This is a genomic window from Mesorhizobium sp. M8A.F.Ca.ET.208.01.1.1, assembly GCF_004791315.1.
Lineage (GTDB): Bacteria > Pseudomonadota > Alphaproteobacteria > Rhizobiales > Rhizobiaceae > Mesorhizobium.
In genome coordinates, this window is the sequence record NZ_SRUT01000002.1 from 966,742 (window position 1) to 989,414 (window position 22,673).

At 64.4% G+C, this 22,673-nt stretch carries 20 protein-coding genes; 10 read left to right on the forward strand and 10 right to left on the reverse strand.

Features of this window, described 5'->3' with window-relative positions; translation table 11 throughout:
- Positions 1 to 467: 467 nt before the first annotated feature.
- A complete protein-coding gene (locus EN851_RS15260) occupies positions 468 to 1,598 on the reverse strand; it encodes a patatin-like phospholipase family protein (protein ID WP_127277270.1) in 1,131 nt (376 codons plus the stop codon).
- A 223-nt stretch (positions 1,599 to 1,821) separates the two neighbouring features.
- Positions 1,822 to 2,910, reverse strand: coding sequence for a citrate synthase/methylcitrate synthase (locus tag EN851_RS15265; RefSeq protein WP_135882169.1), 1,089 nt, complete (start codon positions 2,908 to 2,910; stop codon positions 1,822 to 1,824).
- Positions 2,911 to 3,003: 93 nt separating this feature from the next.
- Here EN851_RS15265 and EN851_RS15270 point away from each other — a divergent pair, with 93 nt between their 5' ends.
- Positions 3,004 to 4,146, forward strand: coding sequence for a citrate synthase (locus tag EN851_RS15270; protein WP_135929529.1), 1,143 nt, complete (start codon positions 3,004 to 3,006; stop codon positions 4,144 to 4,146).
- A 15-nt stretch (positions 4,147 to 4,161) separates the two neighbouring features.
- Here EN851_RS15270 and ftrA read toward each other — a convergent pair whose 3' ends face one another.
- On the reverse strand, positions 4,162 to 5,160 hold the full coding sequence (gene ftrA / locus EN851_RS15275; RefSeq protein ID WP_135917201.1) for a transcriptional regulator FtrA: 999 nt from the start codon (positions 5,158 to 5,160) through the stop codon (positions 4,162 to 4,164).
- 108 nt (positions 5,161 to 5,268) lie between these two features.
- Between ftrA and EN851_RS15280 the strand changes: the two genes are divergently transcribed.
- Positions 5,269 to 5,688 carry a rhodanese-like domain-containing protein gene (locus EN851_RS15280; protein WP_135929530.1) on the forward strand — a complete coding sequence of 140 codons (420 nt, stop codon included), beginning with the start codon at positions 5,269 to 5,271 and terminating at the stop codon, positions 5,686 to 5,688.
- A gap of 96 nt (positions 5,689 to 5,784) precedes the next feature.
- Here EN851_RS15280 and phaR read toward each other — a convergent pair whose 3' ends face one another.
- Complete coding sequence (phaR, locus tag EN851_RS15285) at positions 5,785 to 6,393, reverse strand: polyhydroxyalkanoate synthesis repressor PhaR (RefSeq protein ID WP_127277280.1); 609 nt, start codon at positions 6,391 to 6,393, stop codon at positions 5,785 to 5,787.
- A gap of 120 nt (positions 6,394 to 6,513) precedes the next feature.
- Here phaR and EN851_RS36305 point away from each other — a divergent pair, with 120 nt between their 5' ends.
- From EN851_RS36305 to EN851_RS15315, 7 genes are all read left to right on the forward strand, one after another.
- On the forward strand, positions 6,514 to 6,672 hold the full coding sequence (locus EN851_RS36305; protein ID WP_167531411.1) for a hypothetical protein: 159 nt from the start codon (positions 6,514 to 6,516) through the stop codon (positions 6,670 to 6,672).
- 23 nt (positions 6,673 to 6,695) lie between these two features.
- Complete coding sequence (locus EN851_RS15290) at positions 6,696 to 7,880, forward strand: acetyl-CoA C-acetyltransferase (protein WP_135929531.1); 1,185 nt, start codon at positions 6,696 to 6,698, stop codon at positions 7,878 to 7,880.
- 124 nt (positions 7,881 to 8,004) lie between these two features.
- The gene (gene phbB / locus EN851_RS15295) at positions 8,005 to 8,730 is read left to right on the forward strand and encodes an acetoacetyl-CoA reductase (protein WP_127277284.1); all 726 of its coding nucleotides are present in this window, start codon (positions 8,005 to 8,007) and stop codon (positions 8,728 to 8,730) included.
- Positions 8,731 to 9,461: 731 nt separating this feature from the next.
- Complete coding sequence (locus EN851_RS15300) at positions 9,462 to 12,848, forward strand: helicase-related protein (protein WP_135929532.1); 3,387 nt, start codon at positions 9,462 to 9,464, stop codon at positions 12,846 to 12,848.
- Positions 12,849 to 12,861: 13 nt separating this feature from the next.
- Positions 12,862 to 13,248, forward strand: coding sequence for an RNA-binding S4 domain-containing protein (locus tag EN851_RS15305; RefSeq protein ID WP_127279399.1), 387 nt, complete (start codon positions 12,862 to 12,864; stop codon positions 13,246 to 13,248).
- A gap of 235 nt (positions 13,249 to 13,483) precedes the next feature.
- Positions 13,484 to 13,822: a ferredoxin FdxA gene (gene fdxA, locus EN851_RS15310; RefSeq protein WP_095089463.1), complete on the forward strand. Its 339-nt coding sequence runs from the start codon at positions 13,484 to 13,486 to the stop codon at positions 13,820 to 13,822.
- A gap of 370 nt (positions 13,823 to 14,192) precedes the next feature.
- Complete coding sequence (locus tag EN851_RS15315; protein WP_006327799.1) at positions 14,193 to 14,774, forward strand: CarD family transcriptional regulator; 582 nt, start codon at positions 14,193 to 14,195, stop codon at positions 14,772 to 14,774.
- Between the two features lie 79 nt (positions 14,775 to 14,853).
- On the opposite strand, the gene EN851_RS15320 is transcribed toward EN851_RS15315, so the two are convergent.
- The 3 genes from EN851_RS15320 to EN851_RS15330 form a co-directional block, all read right to left on the reverse strand.
- On the reverse strand, positions 14,854 to 15,624 hold the full coding sequence (locus EN851_RS15320) for an amino acid ABC transporter ATP-binding protein (protein WP_135882174.1): 771 nt from the start codon (positions 15,622 to 15,624) through the stop codon (positions 14,854 to 14,856).
- Positions 15,621 to 16,301 carry an amino acid ABC transporter permease gene (locus EN851_RS15325; RefSeq protein ID WP_127279397.1) on the reverse strand — a complete coding sequence of 227 codons (681 nt, stop codon included), beginning with the start codon at positions 16,299 to 16,301 and terminating at the stop codon, positions 15,621 to 15,623. Before EN851_RS15325 ends, EN851_RS15320 begins: the two co-directional genes overlap by 4 nt.
- Before the next feature lie 137 nt (positions 16,302 to 16,438).
- Positions 16,439 to 17,212, reverse strand: a complete 774-nt coding sequence (locus tag EN851_RS15330; RefSeq protein ID WP_135863173.1) for an amino acid ABC transporter substrate-binding protein — start codon at positions 17,210 to 17,212, stop codon at positions 16,439 to 16,441.
- Between the two features lie 311 nt (positions 17,213 to 17,523).
- Here EN851_RS15330 and EN851_RS15335 point away from each other — a divergent pair, with 311 nt between their 5' ends.
- Complete coding sequence (locus EN851_RS15335) at positions 17,524 to 18,387, forward strand: RNA polymerase factor sigma-32 (RefSeq protein ID WP_135863176.1); 864 nt, start codon at positions 17,524 to 17,526, stop codon at positions 18,385 to 18,387.
- Between the two features lie 15 nt (positions 18,388 to 18,402).
- Here EN851_RS15335 and EN851_RS15340 read toward each other — a convergent pair whose 3' ends face one another.
- The 3 genes from EN851_RS15340 to thiP form a co-directional block, all read right to left on the reverse strand.
- The gene (locus EN851_RS15340) at positions 18,403 to 19,872 is read right to left on the reverse strand and encodes a M48 family metalloprotease (RefSeq protein ID WP_023784820.1); all 1,470 of its coding nucleotides are present in this window, start codon (positions 19,870 to 19,872) and stop codon (positions 18,403 to 18,405) included.
- Between the two features lie 231 nt (positions 19,873 to 20,103).
- A complete protein-coding gene (gene thiQ, locus EN851_RS15345; protein ID WP_135929533.1) occupies positions 20,104 to 20,880 on the reverse strand; it encodes a thiamine ABC transporter ATP-binding protein in 777 nt (258 codons plus the stop codon).
- The gene (thiP, locus tag EN851_RS15350) at positions 20,873 to 22,492 is read right to left on the reverse strand and encodes a thiamine/thiamine pyrophosphate ABC transporter permease (RefSeq protein ID WP_135929534.1); all 1,620 of its coding nucleotides are present in this window, start codon (positions 22,490 to 22,492) and stop codon (positions 20,873 to 20,875) included. The genes thiQ and thiP overlap by 8 nt, the downstream gene beginning before the upstream one ends.
- Positions 22,493 to 22,673 lie beyond the last annotated feature (181 nt).

Consider the following 22,673-nt stretch of genomic DNA (forward strand, 5'->3'; position numbering starts at 1 on the left):
CCGCGTCGCCGCTATCGGCGAGGGACTAGGGGCTGCGGCGCCACAACGCCGGGCCAAGATCCTGGAATCGCTCGGGAAAAGGCGCGGCAGCTGCTTCGGATCAGGCGTGCCGATCCCGATGCGCCGAGATCGAACCAGATGCTGAAAACACCAATGCGCTGACAGTATTACGTCCCGCCCATCGTGTCCTGATACGCGCGACGACGGGGTCGGCGCGAGACTGGCGCGAGAACGCCGGGTGTGTTTCGTCCCATTCGCAATTCTGGATCGAGCGTTGCGCCCGATGCCTCAGAACGCCCCCGGGGCCGGCGCCATCCGATCGTCAGTGGCAACAGACGTCAGCATGATGACGGCTCTCCCGCACGCCAAGGTTGCTGTCACACCAACGCTGAACCAGGCGCTGCTCCGGAAGCTTCGCCACGAGTGCCGGCAAACGCTGCCCCCTCTTGAAGCCAGTTCCGTCAGGTTCAGGCCCGACGGCGCTCCGCCTCCGGGTTCTTGCGAACGGCGAGAAATTCCTTCACCCGACGGCCCGGTGCGGGACCGCGCATCGGCTTGAACCCGTCATCGAGTTCGCCCGAAAGATCGAGCGTTGCATGCTTGCCGACCGCATCGTAATTCTCCTCCAGCCAATCGCTGGCGGCGGTGCGGCCGAGGTCGCGCAGATAGGTCAGGAAGGCCCACTCGGCATTGACCTTCGAGGATGCCGACAGATCCTTGAACGCCTCATCGGCATCGATGCGATGCATGCGGATGTCGCGGTATTCGCCATGCGGCAGACGCCCGGCGGCGATCAGTTCCTTGACGAAGGCGATCGAGCGGAATTCGCGCAGCAGCCCGGCATTGAAGGTGATCTCGTCGATGCGGTTCTGGATCTCGTTGGCGCTTCTAGGTGTCCCCTCGCGCACCACCGGATTGATCTGCACCAGAAGCACGTCCTCGGTCGCCGCCGTCTTGAAGAACGGGTAGAGCGCCGGATTGCCGCCATAACCGCCATCCCAGTAGGGCACGCCCTTGATCTCGACGGCACGGAACAATTGCGGCAGGCAGGCCGAGGCCATCACCGTATCGAGGTCGATCTCGCCATCGGAAAACACCCGCAATTGCCCTGTCTCGACATTGGTGGCGGAGATGAACAGTTCCATCGACTTGCAGGCGCGGACATTCTTGAAGTCGATCTCCCGCGCGACGACGTCGCGCAGCGGATTGAGGCCGAGCGGATTGGCGACATAGGGCGAGAACACCCGCGACATGGTGTCGAAGAAGACATAGCCCGGCGTGTTCTCGATCGACCAGTTGCCCCAGGCAACATCCCACGGCATGCGCTGCACCGGGCTGAACCGGCCTTTCGCCGCCACCGCATGCCAGAAATCGTCCAGCTTCTTGCGCGCGCCCTCGACTCCGCCGCGGACAAAGCCGTCAGCCAGCGCCACCGCGTTCATGGCGCCGGCGCTGGTGCCGGAAACGGCCGATATCTCCAGCCTGCCGTCCTCCAGCAGCCGGTCGAGCACGCCCCAGGAGAAGGCGCCGTGCGAGCCGCCGCCCTGAAGCGCGATGTTGATCTTCTTCTTTTCCTCCGCCTTGCCGTTCTTCGTCATGGCGTTCCTGTCATCCTGATGCGCCGGCCTGCCCCTACGTCATTGGAAGGAAGCAGCTGTCGCCGGCTTATGTTGCAGTGCAGCATATAAGGACGGACCAAGGCAAGAACACGAACACGGTCGCGTGATCACATGAAATTTCGGTCATGTCGAAAAAGCCCCTCCGCTGCAAAGCGGAGAGGCCGTAGCTTTCGAAACAGGCATGAACCCTGGCAGACTGGAGCTAGGCGACGAGATCCGGCACCGGCCCGACATAGCGTGACTGCGGACGGATCAGCCGTCCGGTGGTCTGCTGTTCGCGGGCATGCGCGATCCAGCCGGAAACGCGCCCGGCAGCGAAGACATTGCTGAAAGCTTGCGGCGGAAAGCCCGCCGCTTCCAGGACAAGCGCTGTGTAGAATTCGACGTTGGTCTGCAGCGAGCGCTGCGGCTTTGCGATCCGAAGCACCTCGAGCGCCGTCTGCTCGACCGTCTCGGCGAAAGCCAGCCGGCGGCCGGTGCCGCCCTCGCCGCCCAGCTTGCGCACCACCGCTTTCAGCACATCAGCGCGCGGATCGCGCACACGGTAGATGCGATGTCCGAAGCCCATGATGCGCCTGCCCTGCGCGATCTCATTGCGCAGCCAGCCGGCCGCATCGCCATGCGCGGCGATCGCGTCGAGCATATCGATGACCGGGCCGGGCGCGCCGCCATGCAGCGGTCCCTTGAGCGCGCCGAGGCCCGCCAGTACCGACGATGTCAGGCCGGCCAAGGTCGAGGCGACGACGCGGGTGGCGAAGGTCGACGCATTGAGCCCGTGATCACACACGGTCACCAGATAGGTGTCGAGCGCCTTGGCCAAGGCCGGCGACGGAACCGATCCCCTGAGCATCCTCAACATGTCGGCGGCATGATCCGCCTTGCCGTCGGGTGCGATCGGCTGCTCGCCGCGCTGCAGGCGCAGCAGGGCCGGCGACAGCACCGCCGGCGCCGCGATCAGCCGCAAGGCGTCCGTCAGCGTCTCGCCATCCGGCAGCAGTGCCATGCCCGCACGCATGGCGCTGTAGATGTCGAGCGGTGCCAGCAAGGGCAGCGCGGGCGCGAGCCGGTCAAACACCTCGACGCGAGCCTCACCCAGTTTTGCCGCCAGTTCGGCATCGCCAGGCAGATCGTCGAAGAACCCGTCCAGCAGCAGGTGGACGACCTGGGCGTAGCTCCATCGCCCTGCCAATTCCCCAAGCGAATGGCCCCGGATCGTCAGGCGACCGCCTAGACCATCCACATCGGACAGCACGGTTTCGGCCGCCACCACATCATCGAGCCCATTCGCCATAGCCTTGTCTCCTTGAAGCTTTTCCCGATGGGAGATAAGGGTGGGCACCATCTACATCAATCTTGATCAATAGAATCAATATCAGAGACCCAAATGTCCGAATGGTTGTCGCGGGAAGAGGCGCTGGAACGGCTGCGCGTGAGGCCGCAGACGCTCTATGCCTATGTCAGTCGCGGACGCATCGGCATGCGCCCGGATCGGGACGATCCGCGCCGCAGCCAGTACCGCGCCGACGACATCGCGGCGCTGGCAACGCGAAGGGCGCGCGGGCGCAGCCCCTCGGCCATCGCCGAGAGCGCGATCGCCTGGGGCGAGCCGTCGATTGTCACTTCGGTTTCGACCGTCTGGCACAGCCACCTCATCTATCGAGGCCGGGACGCCGCAGCGCTGTCCGACCATGCCACGCTGGAAGAAACCGCTGGGCTGCTCTGGGCTCTGCCTCGCCCCGTCCGTTTTGAAACGCCGTCGCCGGATGCGGCGCGCCAGATCGGCCGCGCCCCGGCCTTTGCGCAACTCGCCTTGCTTGCCGGCCAGGCGCGGCCCTCGCTGGGACGAAGTGCCGCCTCGCTATGCGCCGACGCGGCGCACGCGATCGGCGTGCTGGCCGGCGCCCTCGGTGCCGTGGCGGGACCGGAACCAGTGCATCGGCGATTGGCACGGGGCTGGTCGGTGGACGATGATGGCGCGGAAGCAATCCGCCGTGCCCTTGTCCTGCTCGCCGATCACGAACTCAACGCATCGACCTTCGCGGCCCGCGTCGCGGCCTCGACCGGCGCCTCGCCCGCCGCGTGCCTGCTCGCGGGCCTGGCGACGCTGTCCGGCCCGCGCCACGGCGGCGCCGGCGAGGCGGTTATGCAACTGGCGGAGGACGCCGCAAGTCATGGATCCGATGCCGCGATCCGGCGCTGGCTCGGCCACGACCGGCCGCTGCCGGGTTTCGGCCACCAACTCTATCCCGAGGGCGATCCCCGCGCCACGGCGCTTCTGGCGGCCATCGACAACAATGACGAGACATTGCGGTCGTTGGAAACCGCCGCCATCGCCGCGACCGGCGCTCCAGCGAATATCGACTTTGCCCTTGCCGTGCTGACGCGCGGCCTCGGCCTGCCGCGCGATGCGCCGTTCCAGCTCTTCGCGCTTGGACGCAGCGTGGGCTGGGCCGCGCACATGGTCGAACAGATCGTGAGCGGCAGCATCATCAGGCCGCGCGGCCGCTATGAGGGATTGTTGACGTGACGGCCTGAGACGTTGTCAGCCGGAGTTGGCGTTGGCCCCGAACCGCGCCCGGTATGCGGCGGGGGTCGTGGCGAACCGCCGGCGGAAATGATGCCGCAACGTCGCCGCCGCGCCAAATCCGGCCGTCTCGGCAACGCGGTCGATCGGCAAGCTTGTATCTTCGAGCAGCGTACGCGCCCGAGAAAGCCGTTCGGACAGGAGCCAGCTTGCCGGCGTGACGCCGGTTGCGGCAGCGAACCGGCGTAGAAATGTCCGCTCGCTCATCCCGGCCAGGTCGGCCAGGGTGGCGACCGGATAGTCGGCGGAAATGTCGGCGCGCATCCTGTCTATCAACGGTCCAAGCCGACTGCGCTCGTGAGGTTCGGGCACCGAGCTCTCGACATATTGCGCCTGGCCGCCGTCGCGGTGCGGCGGCACGACCAGGCGGCGCGCCACCATGTTGGCCGCCTTGGTGCCGAAATCGCGCCGGACCAGATGCAGGCAGAGGTCAATCCCGGCCGCGCTGCCGGCCGATGTCAGCACATTTCCCTCGTCGATGTACAAGACATCGGGTACCACCGTGATGTCGGGATACCGCTCCTTCAGCCTTTCGCCGTAGCGCCAATGCGTGGTTGCCTTCTTGCCCTTGAGCAGGCCGGCCGCGGCAAGCACGAAGACGCCCGAGCAGATGGAAAGAACCCGCGCACCCCGCTCGCTCGCCTTGCGAAGTGCGTCGATCAGCAAAGGCGGCACAGGACAATCCACACCGCGCCATCCCGGCACGATGACCGTGCCGGCCTCGCTGATCAAGTCAGGTCCGCCATCGGCGAGGATGCGCACGCCGCCCATCGCACGCATTTCACCGGCGTCTATGCCGGCAACGGCAAAACGGTACCAATCCGGGCCCATCTCAGGCCTGGGCAAGGCGAACACCTCGGCCGCCACGCCAAATTCGAACGTGCACAGCCCGTCATAGGCGATTGCGACGACAAGCGGGTTGGCAGGGGGCGGACTGGCAAGCGACATGTTTGGCATGATCTTGACGATATATGGCAAAGCTGCCAGCTGCAATCGCCCGGCTCGCTGCGCTACCTCAGACCTATCAGCGATGGAGAACAGCTCCATCAGAGATGGAGAAATTTGATGAGCTATGTGACAGACATACCGGCGGCATCGCCGGAGATTGCCCGGGACCATTTCCTGCGCCGGCTTTCCGTGGAAACCGATTGTTCCGATGTCGCCGCGACACTGCGCGGCGGAAAGCCGGACTTTGTGCTTCTGCACGTCGTCGGATCGCCGCAAGCCTATGAACGCCGCCACGTGCCGGGCGCGCTGCATCTGCCGCACCGCGAGATATCGGCCGGGCGGATGGGAGAATGGCCGTCAGGCACGCTGTTCGTGGTCTATTGCGCCGGCCCGCACTGCAATGGCGCGGATCGGGCGGCCTTCAAACTGGCCAGCCTTAGTCTTCCGGTCAAGATCATGATCGGTGGCATTTCAGGCTGGCAGGATGAGGACCTGCCCTTCGCTTCGGGCAAGGAGCCTGGTGTTCTGCGCCCATGATGCCCATTGGACGGGCTACCCGACGAAATCCGCGACCTGTGGCAGTCGACCATCGACCGATAAGACACCGGCGGATTTTGGCCTGGACCCCGCCCCTTACGACATTGTGTCGAGCTTGCGCTGCATGGCAGCGATCTGGTCCTTCAGCTGCTGCAGATCGTCGGGTTTCTCCGGCGCTTCCTTCCTGGCCGATTCGGCAGGGGCCGCGGCGGGTGCGGAACCCGCCGGCGGAAATGGCGTGAACAGCCGCATCGCATTCTGGAACATTTCCATGTTGCGCCGTGTCTGTTCTTCCAGCGCCTTCATCGGCGTCGCCATCTTCATCACGTCCAGCGGCGACTTGCCGATGGCCCCCTTCATCTGCTCGCGGAACCGCTCCTGTTCCTTGGAGAAGGCGATCATCGATTGTTCGAGGAAACTCGGCACGATCATCTGCATCTGGTCGCCATAGAAGGCGATCAGCTGGCGCAGGAACGGGATCGGCAGCATGTTCTGCCCGTCCTTGTTCTCCAGCTCGAAGATGATCTGCGTCAGCACCGGATGGGTGATGTCGTCCCCGGTCTTGGCGTCCTGGACGGTGAATTCCTCGCCCTTCTTGACCATCTCGGCCAGATCCTCGAGCGTCACATAGGTGCTCGTCCCCGTATTATAGAGGCGGCGGTTGGCGTATTTCTTGATAATGATCGGGTCGTCTTTTGCGGCCATCTGCATCCTCCCCGGACACCGGCACGCCTGAGTAAGCAGCCGGTAACGATTGCGCCCTTTTTGAGGATATGCGCAAAAGCCCCACAATTCCAAGCAGTTTGTGCACTGCGGGATCATATTATGCTGCATAGCGGGCAAAATATGCTGCGCAGCAGCGCCCGGTCCGCCGGCACGGCGATGCGCGACCTGCTTGCGGCGCATGGGCGCCATGCCGATTTCCGGTTTGACTTGGGTCATGGAAAGGGCAAGAAAAGTTGCCAACAATGCCTGAAAACATGACAGCTCGAAGTCTGGAGAAGAATATGTCCTCTGCCAATTCCATCGTTGTCGCCAGTGCCGCACGCACGGCCGTCGGCTCCTTCAACGGTGCTTTCGCGGCCACGCCGGCGCATGAACTCGGTGCTGTCGTCATCAAGGAGCTTTTGTCACGTACGGGCGTCGAGGCGGCCGAGGTGGACGAGGTCATCCTCGGCCAGGTGCTGACCGCGGCGCAAGGCCAAAACCCGGCCCGCCAGGCCTCGATCCTTGCCGGCCTGCCCAAGGAAACCACCGCCTGGGGCCTCAACCAGGTTTGCGGCTCGGGTCTGCGCGCCATCGCGCTCGGCATGCAGCAGATCGCCACCGGCGACGCCAAGGTGATCATCGCCGGCGGCCAGGAATCGATGTCGCTGTCGCCGCACGCCGAGCATCTGCGCGCCGGCGTCAAGATGGGCGACTACAAGATGATCGACACCATGATCAAGGACGGGCTGTGGGACGCCTTCAACGGCTACCACATGGGCAACACCGCCGAGAACGTCGCCCGCCAGTTCCAGATCACCCGCGACGACCAGGACCAGTTCGCGCTGGGCTCGCAGAACAAGGCCGAGGCCGCGCAGAAAGCCGGCAAGTTCAAGGACGAGATCGTCGCCTTCACCATCAAGGGCAAGAAGGGCGACACGGTTGTCGATCAGGACGAGTACATCCGCCACGGCGCCACGATCGATGCCATGACCAAGTTGAGGCCGGCCTTCGACAAGGACGGTACGGTGACCGCCGCCAACGCTTCCGGCATCAATGATGGTGCCGCCGGCGCGCTGCTGATGAGCGAAGCGGAAGCCGCCCGGCGCGGCATCACCCCGCTCGCGCGCATCGCGTCCTGGGCAACCGCCGGCGTCGATCCGGCGATCATGGGCACCGGACCTATTCCCGCTTCGAAGCGCGCTCTGGAAAAGGCAGGTTGGTCGGTCGGCGATCTGGACCTGGTCGAGGCCAACGAGGCTTTCGCCGCGCAGGCCTGCGCCGTCAACAAGGGCATGGGCTGGGACCCCTCGATCGTCAACGTCAATGGCGGCGCCATCGCCATCGGCCATCCGATCGGCGCCTCGGGCGCCCGCGTCTTCAACACGCTGGTCTTCGAGATGCATCGCCGCGGCGCCAGGAAGGGGTTGGCCACCCTTTGCATCGGCGGCGGCATGGGCGTCGCCATGTGCGTCGAAGCAATCTGAACAAGCCAATAGCGAACAGGGAGCAGCGAATAGGGAAGAACGGCCTCAGCGCGGCGGGACATCAAACCCCTATTCGCTATTGGCTACTCCCTATTTGCTCCTCCGACCAACGGGAGGAGAACACATGACCAAGGTTGCAATCGTCACGGGTGGATCGCGCGGTATCGGCGCTGCCATCTCGATCGCTTTGAAGACTGCCGGCTATTCAGTTGCCGCGAACTATGCCGGCAATGACGATGCGGCGGCCAAATTCAAGGCCGAGACCGGCATTCCGGTCTACAAATGGTCCGTCGCCGATTATGACGCTTGCGCCGCCGGCATCAAGCAGATCGAGGCCGACCTCGGCCCTGTCTCGGTGCTGGTCAACAATGCCGGCATCACCCGCGACGCCATGTTCCACAAGATAACGCGCGAGCAGTGGAAAGAGGTTATCGACACCAATCTGTCCGGTGTCTTCAACATGACCCATCCGCTGTGGAGCGGCATGCGTGACCGGAAGTTCGGCCGCGTCATCACCATCTCCTCGATCAACGGCCAGAAGGGCCAGGCCGGCCAGGTCAATTACTCCGCCGCCAAGGCCGGCGACATCGGCTTCTCGAAAGCGCTCGCCCAGGAAGGCGCCCGCGCGGGCATCACCGTCAACGTCATCTGCCCGGGCTACATCGCCACCGAGATGGTCAAGGCGATCGACGAGAAAGTACTCAACGAGCGCATCATCCCGCAAATCCCGGTCGGCCGCCTCGGCGAGCCGGAAGAGATCGCGCGCTGCGTCGTCTTCCTCGCTTCCGAGGATGCTGGTTTCATCACCGGCTCGACCCTCACCGCCAATGGCGGCCAGTACTTCGTTTGAAGCGTCTTGAGCAGCCGCCAATGCTGCAGATCGACATGTGCGCTGCAATAAGCGGACCGGGAAACCGGTCCGCTTTCTGTTGACGCCGGAAGCCTCGGAAAGCGCCGCCGCGGCGCGATGCGCCAATCCGGCACGCAAAGGTTAACAGCGTTAGGGGTGTCTGCGCGAAACCTGTGGGCAAGCCTGTGGATTCTCGGTGGATAAGCTGTTCACAACACAAGATATTGGGGGAACAAAAAGGGAAAATAGCGCTGACGCTGTTTTGTCGCCGATTCGTTCCGGCTTTGAGCGGAAGTTAACATTAATAGGCCGAGATCACCCATAGTTTCTTAACCCACAATTCAGAAAGATTAACAATTTCATAATCTTGAGCAGTGCGCATCGAGCCCCCGACCTCGTTCACAGGCGAAAGTTAACAGAGAGGTTCGCCTAGCATAAAACGGGCCAGTGTTCTGATTCAGCATGTGGTGAGACCCATGGTCGCAAAATCCATATCTAGCCGTGAACAAAAGCTGAATCTGACGGAGTCACCGATTCGTCGCTGATTCGTTCCAGACTCGTTCCAACTGTTAAGCAGGAACTGATTTGCGGGCTGACACGGGCGTCTTCGGAACCCGGGCGGAACATTCCGCTTTCGCTTCGCGCCCGAAATCCCTATGTGTCGGCTGTCATACGCGCCGTCCAGGCACGCTCCCGACAACGAGAGGCCAGAAAGCCTTATTTCCGAGCCGATGAACATCCAGCAGAAACATACCGAGCCGCTGATCCTGTCGGGCCGCGACGTGACCGCCGTGCTTGGGCCGACCAACACGGGCAAGACCCATCTCGCCATCGAGCGCATGGTGGCGCACGAAACCGGCGTCATCGGCCTGCCGCTGAGGCTGCTGGCCCGGGAGGTCTACACACGCGTCTGCGAAAAGGTGGGCGCCCACCAGGTGGCGCTCATCACCGGCGAGGAGAAGATCCAGCCGCCGGGCGCCAAATATTCAGTCTGCACCGTCGAAGCCATGCCGCGCGAGACCGACGCCGCGTTCGTCGCCATCGACGAGGTGCAACTGGCCGGCGACCTCGAGCGCGGCCATATCTTCACCGACCGTATCCTGCACCTGCGCGGCCGCCAGGAAACGCTGCTGCTCGGCGCGGCCACCATGCACGGCATCCTCCAGCGGCTGCTGAAAGGCGTCTCGGTGGTGACGCGGCCGCGCCTGTCGCATCTGGCTTATGCCGGTTCCAAGAAACTGACGCGCCTGCCACGGCGCACCGCGATCGTCGCCTTCTCCGCCGACGAGGTCTACGCCATCGCCGAGCTGATCCGGCGCCAGCAGGGCGGTGCGGCGGTGGTTCTGGGCGCGCTGTCGCCTCGCACCCGCAATGCCCAGGTGGCGCTGTTCCAGTCGGGCGATGTCGACTATCTCATTGCCACCGACGCGATCGGCATGGGTCTCAACCTCGACCTCGACCATGTCGCCTTTGCCCAGAACCGCAAGTTCGACGGCTACCAGTACCGCAATTTGACGGCGGCCGAACTCGGCCAGATCGCCGGCCGCGCCGGCCGGCATCTGCGCGACGGCACGTTCGGCGTCACCGGCCAGGTCGATCCGCTGGACGAGGACCTGGTCCAGAAGATCGAGGGCCATGACTTCGACCCGGTGAAGGTGCTGCAGTGGCGCACCGCCCAATTCGATTTCGCCAGCCTCGATGCGCTGAAGCGTTCCATCGAGACCAACGCCCCGGTCGAGGGCCTGACACGCGCCCTTCCGGCCGTCGATGCCCAGGCGCTCGAACATCTCTCCCGCGACGAAGGCATCCGCGCGCTCGCAACCAATGCCAAGCGCGTGGCGTTGCTGTGGGAAGCCTGCGCGCTGCCGGATTATCGCAAGATCGCGCCCGCCCAGCATGCCGACCTCATCGCCTCGATCTACATGGACCTCGCCCGGCATGGTCATGTCGACGAGAACTATATGGCCGAGCAGGTGCGCCGCGCCGACACCACCGAGGGCGATATCGACACGCTGTCGCACCGCATCGCCCAGATCCGCACCTGGACATTCGTGTCGAACCGGCCCGGCTGGCTGGCCGATCAGGCACACTGGCAGGAAAAGACGCGCGAAATCGAAGACAGATTGTCGGATGCGCTGCATGAGCGGTTGACGAAACGCTTCGTAGACCGCAGGACTTCCGTCCTCATGCGGCGCCTTAGAGAAAATACCATGCCTGAAGCCGAAATCAGTCCTACCGGAACCGTCCTTGTCGAAGGCCATCACGTCGGCGAGTTACAAGGGTTCCGCTTCACCGCCGACCAGACCGCCGGCGGCGAAGACGCCAAGGCCGTGCGCACGGCCGCGCAAAAGGCGCTGGCCGCCGAATTCGATGCACGCGCGGAGCGCTTCGGCGCCTGCGCCAATGGCGATCTAGCGCTCGGTTCGGACGGCACGCTGCGCTGGATCGGCGCGCCGATCGGCACGCTGGTTTCGGGCGAGGACGCGCTGAAGCCGCGCCTGGTGCTGCTGGCCGACGAACAGCTCACCGGCCCGGCGCGCGACAAGGTCGCCGCGCGCGCCGAGCGCTTCGTCAATTTCCAGATCGAATCCCTGCTGAAGCCGCTGGTCGACTTGAAAAATGCCGATCAGATTTCCGGTATCGGCCGCGGCATCGCCTTCCAGCTGGTCGAGAATTTCGGCCTCATCAATCGCCGCGACATCGCCGAGGAGATGAAGTCGCTCGACCAGGAAGGCCGCGCGGCGCTTCGCCGGCTCGGCGTGCGCTTCGGTGCCTACCACGTCTTCGTGCCGGCGCTGATCAAACCGGCGCCCGCCGGACTGGTGACCTTGCTGTGGGCGCTGAAGACCGACGGCAAGGACAAGCCCGGCTTCGGCGACGTCGTCCATGCGCTGGCATCGGGCCGCACCTCGGTGGTGATCGATCCGGCCTTCGACAAGGCGTTCTACAAGCTTGCCGGCTACCGCAATCTCGGCCGCCGCGCCGTTCGCATCGACATTCTCGAGCGGCTGGCTGACCTGATCCGCCCGGCGACCAACTGGAAGCCCGGCCTCGGCCTGCGACCGGACGGCGCCTATGACGGCCAGTCCTTCATGGTGACGCCGCCGATGATGTCGATCCTCGGCGCCACCGCCGACGACATGGAAGAGATTCTCAAGGGTCTCGGCTATCGCGCCGAGCCGAAGCCGGCGGCGGACGTCAAGGCGCGGCTGGAAGCGCAGGATACTGCCGCGCGGGAAGCCGCCGCGACCAAGCAGGCAGCCGCGGAGGCAGCCCGCGCGGAACAGGCCAAGGCGGCGGAAGAGGCGGCAGCGCCAGCCGCCGAAGGATCGGAACCGGTGCCGGATGCGGCAGCCGCCGCGGCGATGGAGGTTGCGGCCGAAATCGCGGCAGACGCGCCGACGGAAGCTGCCGTGCAAGAGCAGGCGGAAGCCACGGCTGACGTTGCAGGGGGCGAAGAGGCGCCTGTGGCCGAAGCCGCCGTTGAACCCGTCGAGCCGGCGCCGGTTGAGTCGCGGGCCGAAGCTGAGACTGCCGAGATTGACGCCGCGCCCCCAGAAGAGGGCGCCGCGGCGGCGGAGCCGGCCGTCGGGGCCCCCGCGCCGACGGAAGCCGCCGAACCCGTTGCGGTGGCGCAAGCCGTCGGCGAAACGGTGCCGGAAGCCGAAGCGCCAAAGCCGATCCTGTTGTGGCGCCAAGGCCGCTTTGACCAGCGTCCGCGTCATCGCGACGGCCGCAACAACCGCCCGCAAAACGGACAAGCGCGTGGCCGAGGCAACGCGTCGGCCGATGCCGGCGGCGCACCGGCAACAGGCACGCCCACGGACCGTCCCGCCCATGAAGGACGCCGCGACGGCGCCGGCAAGCCGCGCTTCGACCGCTCGAAGTTCAAGCCCAAGCCGCAAGGTGACGGCGAGCAGCGCCGCGATGGCCGCCCGCAAGGCGATCGTCCCGAGCGCCGTGAAGGCCGCCCGGACTGGAAGGGCGGCAGGCCGGAAGGCAAGGGGGGCGGAAAGCCCGCCTTCCAACCCAAGCCGCGCGAGGAGCGCCCGGTGCGCTTCGATCCGGATTCCCCCTTCGCCAAGCTCGCCGCCTTGCGCGACCAACTAAAGAAGTAGGCTCGGCGCTTCGATGGTTGCTGAAGGCCGCCAGCGCATCGACAAATGGCTGTTCTTTTCGCGTGCGGTGAAATCGCGCTCGCTGGCGGCTAAATTGGTGGTCGCCGGCCGCGTGCGCATCAATCGCGACAAAGCAGCGCAGGCATCCGATCTGGTCAAGCCGGGCGACGTGCTGACCATCACGCTCGACCGGCGTATCTTCGTCTGGAAGGTGCTCGGCGCCGGAGTGCGGCGCGGCCCGGCCGAGGAAGCCCGCACTCTTTATGAAGACATGTCGCCGCCGCCCGCACCCAAGGCTGACGCCCTTCCCGATGCCATCCCGGCGTTGCGGGAGGCAGGCAGCGGCCGCCCGACCAAAAAAGAGCGCCGCCAGACCGACCGATTGCTCGACGAAGATTGAGCCGTTCGACCGACCGCGGAGGGGCGTTGCCCGAGGGCAGCGACAAACAAAAAGCAGAACCGGGAGCGGCAAACAGGACGGCCGGTGGGGCATGCCGGGCCTTCGCGGCGCCGCCCACTTGGAATTCCATTCCCAAACCCTGACGCCCCTGGGAACGGCCACCCTTGCAAGCAGCCGATAAAGGCGTTACCTCACAAAAAAAGCCAACAAAAACGGGACATCCCGGAGCCGACCGATGACCTATGTCGTGACCGACAACTGCATCAAATGCAAATATATGGACTGCATCGAGGTCTGTCCGGTCGACTGTTTCTACGAAGGCGAGAACATGCTCGTCATCCATCCCGACGAGTGCATCGACTGCGGCGTCTGCGAACCGGAATGCCCGGCCGACGCGATCAAGCCCGACACCGAGTCCGGCCTTGACAAATGGCTGCAGATCAACACCGAATATGCCGAGAAATGGCCGAACATCACCGCCAAGAAGGAGCCGCCGGCCGACGCCAAGAGCTTCGACGGTGAGGCCGGCAAGTTCGAGAAATACTTCTCCGCCGAACCCGGCGAAGGCGATTGACAACACCGCCGTAAAGGCTTGTATGACGTAGCGTAACAAGCACGTCGGATTAACCGCCTTGACAGGCGGCGATTGGTTGTGGCCTTCGCTTACGCAGCAAAACCTTGATTCTTCCGACTTTTTGTGTTACATCAGCGAAACATGCCGGTGACACAACGTCGATTTATGGCGCAGACGCCCCAAATCACTGAAAGGTGAAAATCCCATTCCGGACCAGAGCGATCTGGGCCAGGCGGTCGCAATTCGTGCGGTTTGCCGGTCCCGGCTTTTTCCGGTGGGTTCATCTGTTGTGCGGCTAATGATCGGTGACCCCGATCACGTGAGTTCAGCCGGCACCGCCGCCGGCCCACAACAAGGAGTTCAGGGCGTAATGGCAACGATCACCCCGCAGAAGAAGTCCACGGCCGCGCGTCACGGTTTCAAGACCGGCGAGTACATCGTCTATCCGGCGCATGGCGTCGGCCAGATCGTCTCGATCGATGAGCAGGAAGTGGCTGGCCACAAGCTGGAACTGTTCGTCATCGACTTCCAGAAGGACAAGATGCGGCTCAAGGTGCCGGTCGCCAAGGCGACCTCCATCGGCATGCGCAAGCTGTCGGAAGAGGATTATGTCGAGCGCGCGCTCAAGGTCGTGCAGGGTCGCGCCCGCGTCAAGCGCACCATGTGGTCGCGCCGTGCCCAGGAATATGATGCCAAGATCAATTCGGGCGACTTGATCTCGATCTCGGAAGTCGTGCGCGACCTCTACCGCGCCGACAACCAGCCGGAGCAGTCCTATTCCGAACGCCAGCTCTATGAAGCGGCGCTCGACCGCATGGCCCGCGAGATCGCGGCCGTCAATCGCATGTCGGAAACCGAAGCCGTGCGCCTGATCGAGGTCAACCTCAACAAGGGCCCCAAGCGTGGCGCCAAGGCCGACAATGAGGAAGCCGAGCAGGAAGAGGCTGCCTGAGCTTTTCGCTTTCGAGTTAACGAAAAACCCGGCCTCGTGCCGGGTTTTTTGTCTTTAAGATTGCCGGAGATTGCCGCGTCTATGCGCCGGCCTCCTTCTCCGCCGCCTCCTGCTTCAGCGTGGCGATGAACCGCTTTGTCCTTTCGCGCTCCGGATTGCCGAACAGCGTGGCGGATGGCCCCTGCTCGACAATGACGCCGGCATCGAGGAACACCGCTTCCTGGGCGATCTTGGAAGCCAGGCGCAAATCATGCGTCGCTATCACCATGGTCGTTCCCTCGCTGGCGAGCTGGCTAAGCACATCGACCACCTCCTGCGCCAATTCCGGGTCGAGTGCCGAAGTCGGTTCGTCGCACAGCAGCACCTTGGGCGACGGCGCCAGCGCCCGGGCGATCGCCACGCGCTGTTGCTGGCCACCCGACAGCGTCGCCGGCCAGGCATCCGCCTTGTGGGCCATGCCGACCTTCTCCAGCAGCGCGAGCGCCCGTTCATGTGCCCTCTGGGGCGACCATTTGAGCACCGTGACCAAACCTTCCATGACATTTTCGATAGCGGTGCGATGCGGAAACAGCTGGAAATTTTGGAACACCATGCCGGTCTGCAGGCGCAGACGCCTTATGTCCGCCGCCGGCACCTTTCCGCCCGGGCGGAACTCGAGCATCTCGTCGCCGATCCGCACCGTGCCCGAGGTCGGGATCTCCAGGAGGTTGATGCAGCGCAGCAGCGTGCTTTTTCCCCCACCCGAAGGACCGACAAGGGCTGTGACGCTGCCCTCGGCGATGGCAACCGTCACCCCTTTCAGCACGAGATTTTCGCCGAAGCGTTTTTCGATGTTGGTGAGGCCGATCATGAGCGTGCCTCCAGGAAGCCGCCATAGCGGTTGAGCCGCTCCTCCAGCCGCGTCTGCAAGGCCGACAGCACCGAACTCATCGCCAGATAGAGGATCGCAGCCTCGACATAGAGGATGAGCGGCTCATAGGTGGTGGCAACGATACGCTGCGCTGCCTGGAACATCTCCGGCACGGTGATGGCGGCGGCCAGCGACGTGTCCTTGACCAGCGAGATGAAAGTGTTGGAGAGCGGCGGCACCGCCACCCGGCCGGCTTGCGGCAGGATGGTGCGCCGCATCGCCTGGCTCCAGGTCATGCCGATCGAATAGCCGGCCTCCCACTGGCCTTTCGGCACCGAGCCTATCGCCGCGCGGATGATTTCCGACGTGTAGGCGCCGATGTTGAGGGTGAAGCCGATCAGCGCCGCGGTAAAGGCATCGAGCAGGATGCCGACCGAAGGCAGGCCGTAGAAGATCAGGAACAGCTGCACCAGCAGCGGCGTGCCGCGGAAGATCCAGACATAGAAGCGCACGAGCGCCACCAGCGGCTTCGGGCCGAACAGCCGGCCGAGCGCCGCGCCCAACCCCACCGTCAGGCCGAGCACGAACGACAGCAGCGTCAGCGGCACGGTGAAGATCAACGCTGCCCACAGCAGCGAGGGCAGCGACTCCAGCATCAGTTGCAGCCAGTGCGGCACGAAAAATCCTCCGGAATGAACAAGCGTGGTCATCGAAGCGTGAATGCGTCAGCCATATCACGACAAAAGCGGCGAGCCGTCAAAAACGGCTCGCCGCTGGATGGGCCGCGGGGCGACGACCGGCCCCGCTTTATGAATTACTTCGACACGTCCTGGCCGAAATAGGTGTCGGCGATCTTCTGATAGGTACCGTCGGCCTTGATGTCGGCCAGCGCCTTGTTGATGGCCGCGACCAGCTCCGGATCGCCCTTGCGCACGATGACGCCGGAATAATCGGCATTCTCTTCCTGGGCCGCGATCTTCACATTGGCGTCGGGCTTGTGCTTCTTGAAGTCGAGGAACGACAGGCTGTCATTGATGGTGGCGTCGGCGCGGCCGGTCAAAAGCAGCTGGATCGACTGGTCGAAGCCGTCGGTGCCGACCAGTTCGGCGCCATTCGACTCGGCCAGCTTGCCGAAATTGGAGGTCAGCGACTGCGCCGACTTCTTGCCCTTGAGATCGGCGAAGGTCTTGATGTCGGTGTTGTCGCCGCGCACGATCAGCACCGCCTTGGAGGCGATGTAGGGATCGGAGAAATCGTACTTGGCCTTGCGGGCATCGGTGATGCCGACTTCGTTGATGACGGCGTCGTAGCGCTTGACATCGAGGCCGGCGATCAGGCCGTCCCACTTGCCCTCGAGGAACTGCGCCTTGACGCCAAGCTTGTCGGCGATCGCCTTGGCGATTTCGACGTCGAAGCCGACCAGCGCTCCGGATGCATCATGGTAGGTGAAAGGCGCGTAAGTGCCTTCCGTACCGACCTTGATGACGCCGGCCTGCTTGATCTCGTCGAGATTGGCGCCGGCATGGCCCGATGCGACCGCCAGGGCCTGCAGCGTTCCGGCGATGATGAGTGACTTGAGCCATTTCATTTTTCTGTGATCCGTCCTTGGCCTGATGTCAGGCATGTTGTGAGGGCTGGAAAATGACAGATGCGGGTCGAAAAAATAAGGAATGAAATTTCAAAGAGGGCCAATTCCAGAAATCGAATACTCTAAAAGGAATTTCTCTGCAGCATTCAGAGTTCCGGGCAGCCGTGCCGAAATTGCCCGGATCTCATCGCTCGCCTGCCCGCGCCAGCGGAACCTTTCCCGCGCACGGCAGTTTTGGCTGTTCTAGGGCACGACGCCGTCATTTCAAGCCGGTGCCTGTCATCCGCATCGCCTGAGCCAGGGAGCGCCTTATGATGGAAGACACGGCAGGTCGGATCATGGTCCGCGCGGCAATGAGGGCGCCCTACCTCGAGCGCGATGAGGAGCATCGGCTTGCATTGCTCTGGAAAGAAGACAACGACCAGAACGCATTGCACAGCATCACCGTTGCCCATATGCGGCTGGTCATTTCCATGGCCTCGAAATTCCGTCACTACGGCCTGCCGCTTGGCGACCTGATCCAGGAAGGTCATGTCGGCCTGCTCGAGGCCGCGGCCCGCTTCGAGCCTGAGCGCGAGGTACGGTTTTCGACCTACGCGACGTGGTGGATTCGCGCTTCGATGCAGGATTACATCCTGCGCAACTGGTCGATCGTGCGCGGCGGCACCAGTTCGGCGCAAAAGGCCCTGTTCTTCAATCTCAGGCGCCTGCGTGCGCGCCTCGCGAACGGCGCCGAACCGCTCTCCAACACAACCCTCTACCGCGAGGTGTCGGTTGCGCTTGGTGTCTCCGAGGCTGATGTGGCGCTGATGGATTCACGCCTCTCCGCCCCGGACTCCTCGCTCAACGTACCGCTTGCCGACGATGCGGGGGCGACCGAGCGGATGGATTTCCTGGTCTCCGACGATCCCCTGCCCGACGAGATTGTCGGCGACAAGATCGACGTCGCGCGCCGCTCGCTTTGGCTGAGGGAGGCGCTTCAAGCTCTCAACGCCCGCGAACTCCGCATCATCGAGGAACGCCGGCTGACCGACGAGGGCGCCACGCTCGAGGCACTCGGCGAGACGCTCGGCATTTCCAAGGAACGCGTCCGCCAGATCGAGGCCCGCGCGATGGAAAAGCTCAAGGTCGCGCTGGTGAAGCAGAATCCCGAATTCATGGCGACCGCCGCCTGATTCGCGCAATGGGCGCTACTTGTCGGTGACGATCTTGACCTTGTCGCCGGCCGAAACCGCGGCCCCCGGCGACAACGCGTTGAGCACGCGGAACAGGTCGAGCTTGCGGTCGACGCCCACCATCTGCGCGGCAAGCGAGCCCATGGTCTGTCCCGGCTGTACCGTAAGCACACGGATATGCAGTGGCTTCAGGGCCGCCTTTTCGGCGGGACTGAGAATGCGGAAGGAGCCGCTGACCGAGCGCGCCACCGTTTCCAGCGAGGTGCTGGCCGAGGGCGCCGCGGTCAGCAATCGGTAAACCTGGCCGCCGGCGCGGATCACCGCGATATCGAACTGCCAGCCTTCGGCGCCGGCATGCGCGGTCGCCGCCTCATTGCCGTTGATGGTTTCCTGCTTGACAGTGCTGTCGTCGAGGCCAGCCACCCAGCCGCTTCTGATATAGTCGGTCAAGGCGCGGTTCTTGTCGATCGAAACGCCATCGAAGCGGATCGCTATGTCGCCAGGACCGGTCGCCGTCACCGCTGCCGCCGAATTGTCGATGATGAAACCGTCCGGCACCGTGAACGACACGCCGAGGCCCGGATGCAGGAAGGTCTCGCCGCGCACATAGCCTTCTTCCGGCGTGTCGCCGTAAAGCAGGCCGTCTATGCCGGCGAGGAAGGAATCGCGGTCGCGCGTGCCGAAGCCGGGCGCGCCGAACTGGCGGGCGTGGCGCTGTGCCAGATCGATGCGCTGTGGCGTGTTGGGATGGGTGGCAAGGAAGTCGAGGCTGGCGTCGGTGGCGCCGCTGATCGAGCGGAAATCGGTGTAGGCCGACATCGACTGCAGGAACCGGCCGGCGGCATAGGGATCGTAGCCGGCTTCGCCGATCGACTTGATGCCGATGGCGTCCGCCTCCAGTTCCTGGTTGCGCGAGAACTGCGCCAACCTGAGCTTGCCGCGGATCAGTGCTGCCTTGGCGGTCGGGCTGTCGCCGAGCACATCCGAGACGACCTTGGTCGCAAGGCCTTCCTCGGCCTCCAACTGCTGGCGCTGCAGGCCATGATTGGCGGTGACGTGTCCCATTTCATGCGCGATGACGGCGGCGAGCTCGGACGAATCATTGGCCAGCGCCAAGAGGCCGCGCGTTATGTAGAGATAGCCGCCCGGCAGCGCGAAGGCGTTGACGTTGGGCGAATTGAGGATGGTGATGCGATAGGTCTGGGTCGGGTTGGCCGACACCACGGTCAAATTGCCGACCACCTTGGCGACCATGCGCTCGAGCTTGGGATCGGAATATTCGCCACCATAGGTCGCCAGGATGCGCGGATGCTGCGCCTTGGCGAGTTCGGCTAGCTTGTTGTTGGCGGCGACATTGTCCACCGTGATCGGCTTGTCGGAAGGCTGGAAGCCGGATTCCTGGACCTCCGGAGGCGTGAACATCTGGCAGCTCGCCAGCGCCACGGCAAAGCCAGCCAGCGCCAGGAAGCGCGCCAGCGGGTTCATTCGTAGCCTGTCAACGCCGATCGCCAGAATGGCTTCCTTTCAGGTCCTTGCGCATGATCATGCCATGCGCAAAACAAACTGCTACAGCGTCCGTCACGCGCCCCTCGGGGCGGGCAGCAGATGCTGTAGGCAAATCACGGCCTGTGCCGGACGGTATCGAGCGGACCTAGCCACACTACTCCAGTCATGGCAAGCAAGCGCCACATCGCCTCGGGCCGGTTTGAGCGTAAATTATGTCCGCTTCCGGGCAATATCTCGTGATAAGGCATCCCCGGCACCCGCACCGATATAGCGCCGGAACGCCTCTGGACCAGCCCCGGCAAAGAAATCGTCCGCCGTGCCTGTGGCGGCGACGGCGCCATTGTCCAGAAACACCACCTTCTGGCCGATGCGGCGGGCATCCTGCGGCTGGTGCGTGACGAACAGCACCGTCATGCCACGCTCGGCATGAAGGCCAGCAACCAGGTCGAGCATGTCGTCGCGCAAGGCGGGCCCAAGCGAGGCGAAGGGTTCGTCGAGCAGCAGCACCGGGCGGTCACGCACCAGCACGCGAGCCAGGGCGACGCGCTGGCGCTCACCGCCCGAAAGTTCGCGCGGCAGCCGCTTCTCCTTGCCGGCAAGACCGGTGCGCGCAAGGGCGCCCGCGATATCGGCGTGGTCGGTATCGGTCAGCCGCAACGATGGCGAACGGCCGAGCCCGACATTCTGCTCGACGGAAAGATGCGCGAAAAGATTGTTCTCCTGAAACACCATCGACACCGGACGCACGGCCGGCGGCTCACCACTGACATCGCCCCCGCCGATCAGCACGCGGCCGGATCTCGGCATCTCGAATCCGGCCACCAGATTGAGCAGCGTCGACTTTCCCGAACCGCTTGGCCCCATGATGGCAGTGATTTGCGTCGCGGTGAACTCGACATCGAAAGCGAACAATGCCTCGCGATAACTGAACGAGACCTTGTCCAGCCGCACCGGAACCCCATTGGCGTCAGCCGCACCGTCAGACATCGCGGGCCATCCCCTTTCCCAGCCGGTCCGCTGCCAGCACCAGTACCAGGCAGACAAGGCCCAGCAACAACGCCAGGCCGGCGGCGTCCTGGGTGCGGTAGCTGCCCATGCGCGCCAGGAGAAGGTAGGGCAAGGTCTGTACGAAATCACTGCCGAACAGGGCGATGACGCCGAGATCGCCAAGCGACAGCGCCATGGCGAACGCGAAGGCGGTGGCGAGCGGCCGCCGCAGCGACGGCCAGTCGACCAGCTTCAGCCTTGCCCAGCCGGAAATGCCGAGCTGTGCGCAGAGCCGTTCGTGGCGCTCGCTTGCCGCATCATAGGCGGGGCGGATGGCGCGCAGCGCGAAAGGCATCGCCATGACAGCGTTGACGGTGACGACCATGAGCGGGGCGATGGCAAAGACGTCGCCGACGTGGCGCAACAGAAGGAACCAACCGGCGCCGACGACGATCGGCGGCACGACCAGCACAAAGCCGGCGCCGGTATCGGTGGCGTGTTCGAGCAGTGTCATTGGGCCGGAGCGGCGGTTCGATGCCAGCGCCCGCAGCGCCATTGTCAATGCCAACGAGAGCATCACCGAAAGCAGCGCCGAAAGGAAGCCGAGCACGGCGCTGGTGAGTGTCGCCTGCCGGACAGCGGTCTCGCCGGCCAGCCGGTCGAGATCGGCGCTCAATCCGGCGATCACGGTCGCCGCCATCGGTCCCGCTACGAACAGCAGCGCCAATCCGATGAGCAAGGCATTCAGTGTGGCTTCGGTGCCGTTGACGGAGAGATAGCGGCGCGGCGCGACCGGCAGGTTGGTGTCGCCGACGACATTGGCGCCGAGCCGCGTCAGCGCCAGCACCACGATGAAGGTCAAGGCGATCTGCAGCAATGTCAGCGCGACAGCCCTCGCGGGATCGAAATCGAAGCGCAAGGCCTGATAGATGCCGACTTCGAGCGTCGTCGCGGCCGGCCCGCCGCCAAGCGTCAGCACGATGGTGAAGGATGTGATGCAGAGCATGAAGACGAGCCCGGCGACGCCGGGCATGGCGGCGCGCAGTGTTGGCCATTCGATCAACCGGAACGCCGGCCGCGCCGCCATGCCGAGCTGGCTCGCCAGCCGCCACTGGTCGGAGGGGATGGTCTGCAGCGCCTCGAGGAACAGGCGGGTGGCCAGCGGCAGGTTGAAGAAGACATGGGCGACGAGAATGCCGGAGAGGCCGTAGATGCCCGGCCAGCCCTGGCCGCCAACCCAGTTGAACAGGCCGGCGAAATAGCCGGCACGGCCATAAAGCGCCAGAATGCCGAGCGCCGCGACGATCGCCGGCAGCGCCAACGGCACGGCGAAGAGCTGCAGAATGAAGGCGCGGCCGAAGAACCGTGGATGCCGCGACAGCGCCCGCGCCACGAACAGGGCCGGCCCGACGGAGAGCAGCGTTGACAGGGCCGCCTGCCAGAGTGTGAAGCGCACGACGCGCAACAGATAAGGGTCGAAGGCCGCCCAGGCGCCGGAGAGATCGTGTGCGCCTTCGACAAGCAGCCCGGCAAACGCGCCGCCGATCAAGAGCGCGATCGCCGCCAGCGCTACGCTGCCGGCGGTAATGCGGGGATCAGACGCGGGTTGCACGAAAGGCCTTTAACGTGCGTCGCGTTCCTTCGCGCCCCCCTCTGTCCTGCCGGACATCTCCCCCACGAGGGGGGAGATTAGCAGCTCCGGCGCCCAGCTCATTCCTGCAATGTTGGCGATTGGCGAAATCGCCGATGACAGCCAATCTCCCCCCAAGCGGGGGAGATGTCCGGCAGGACAG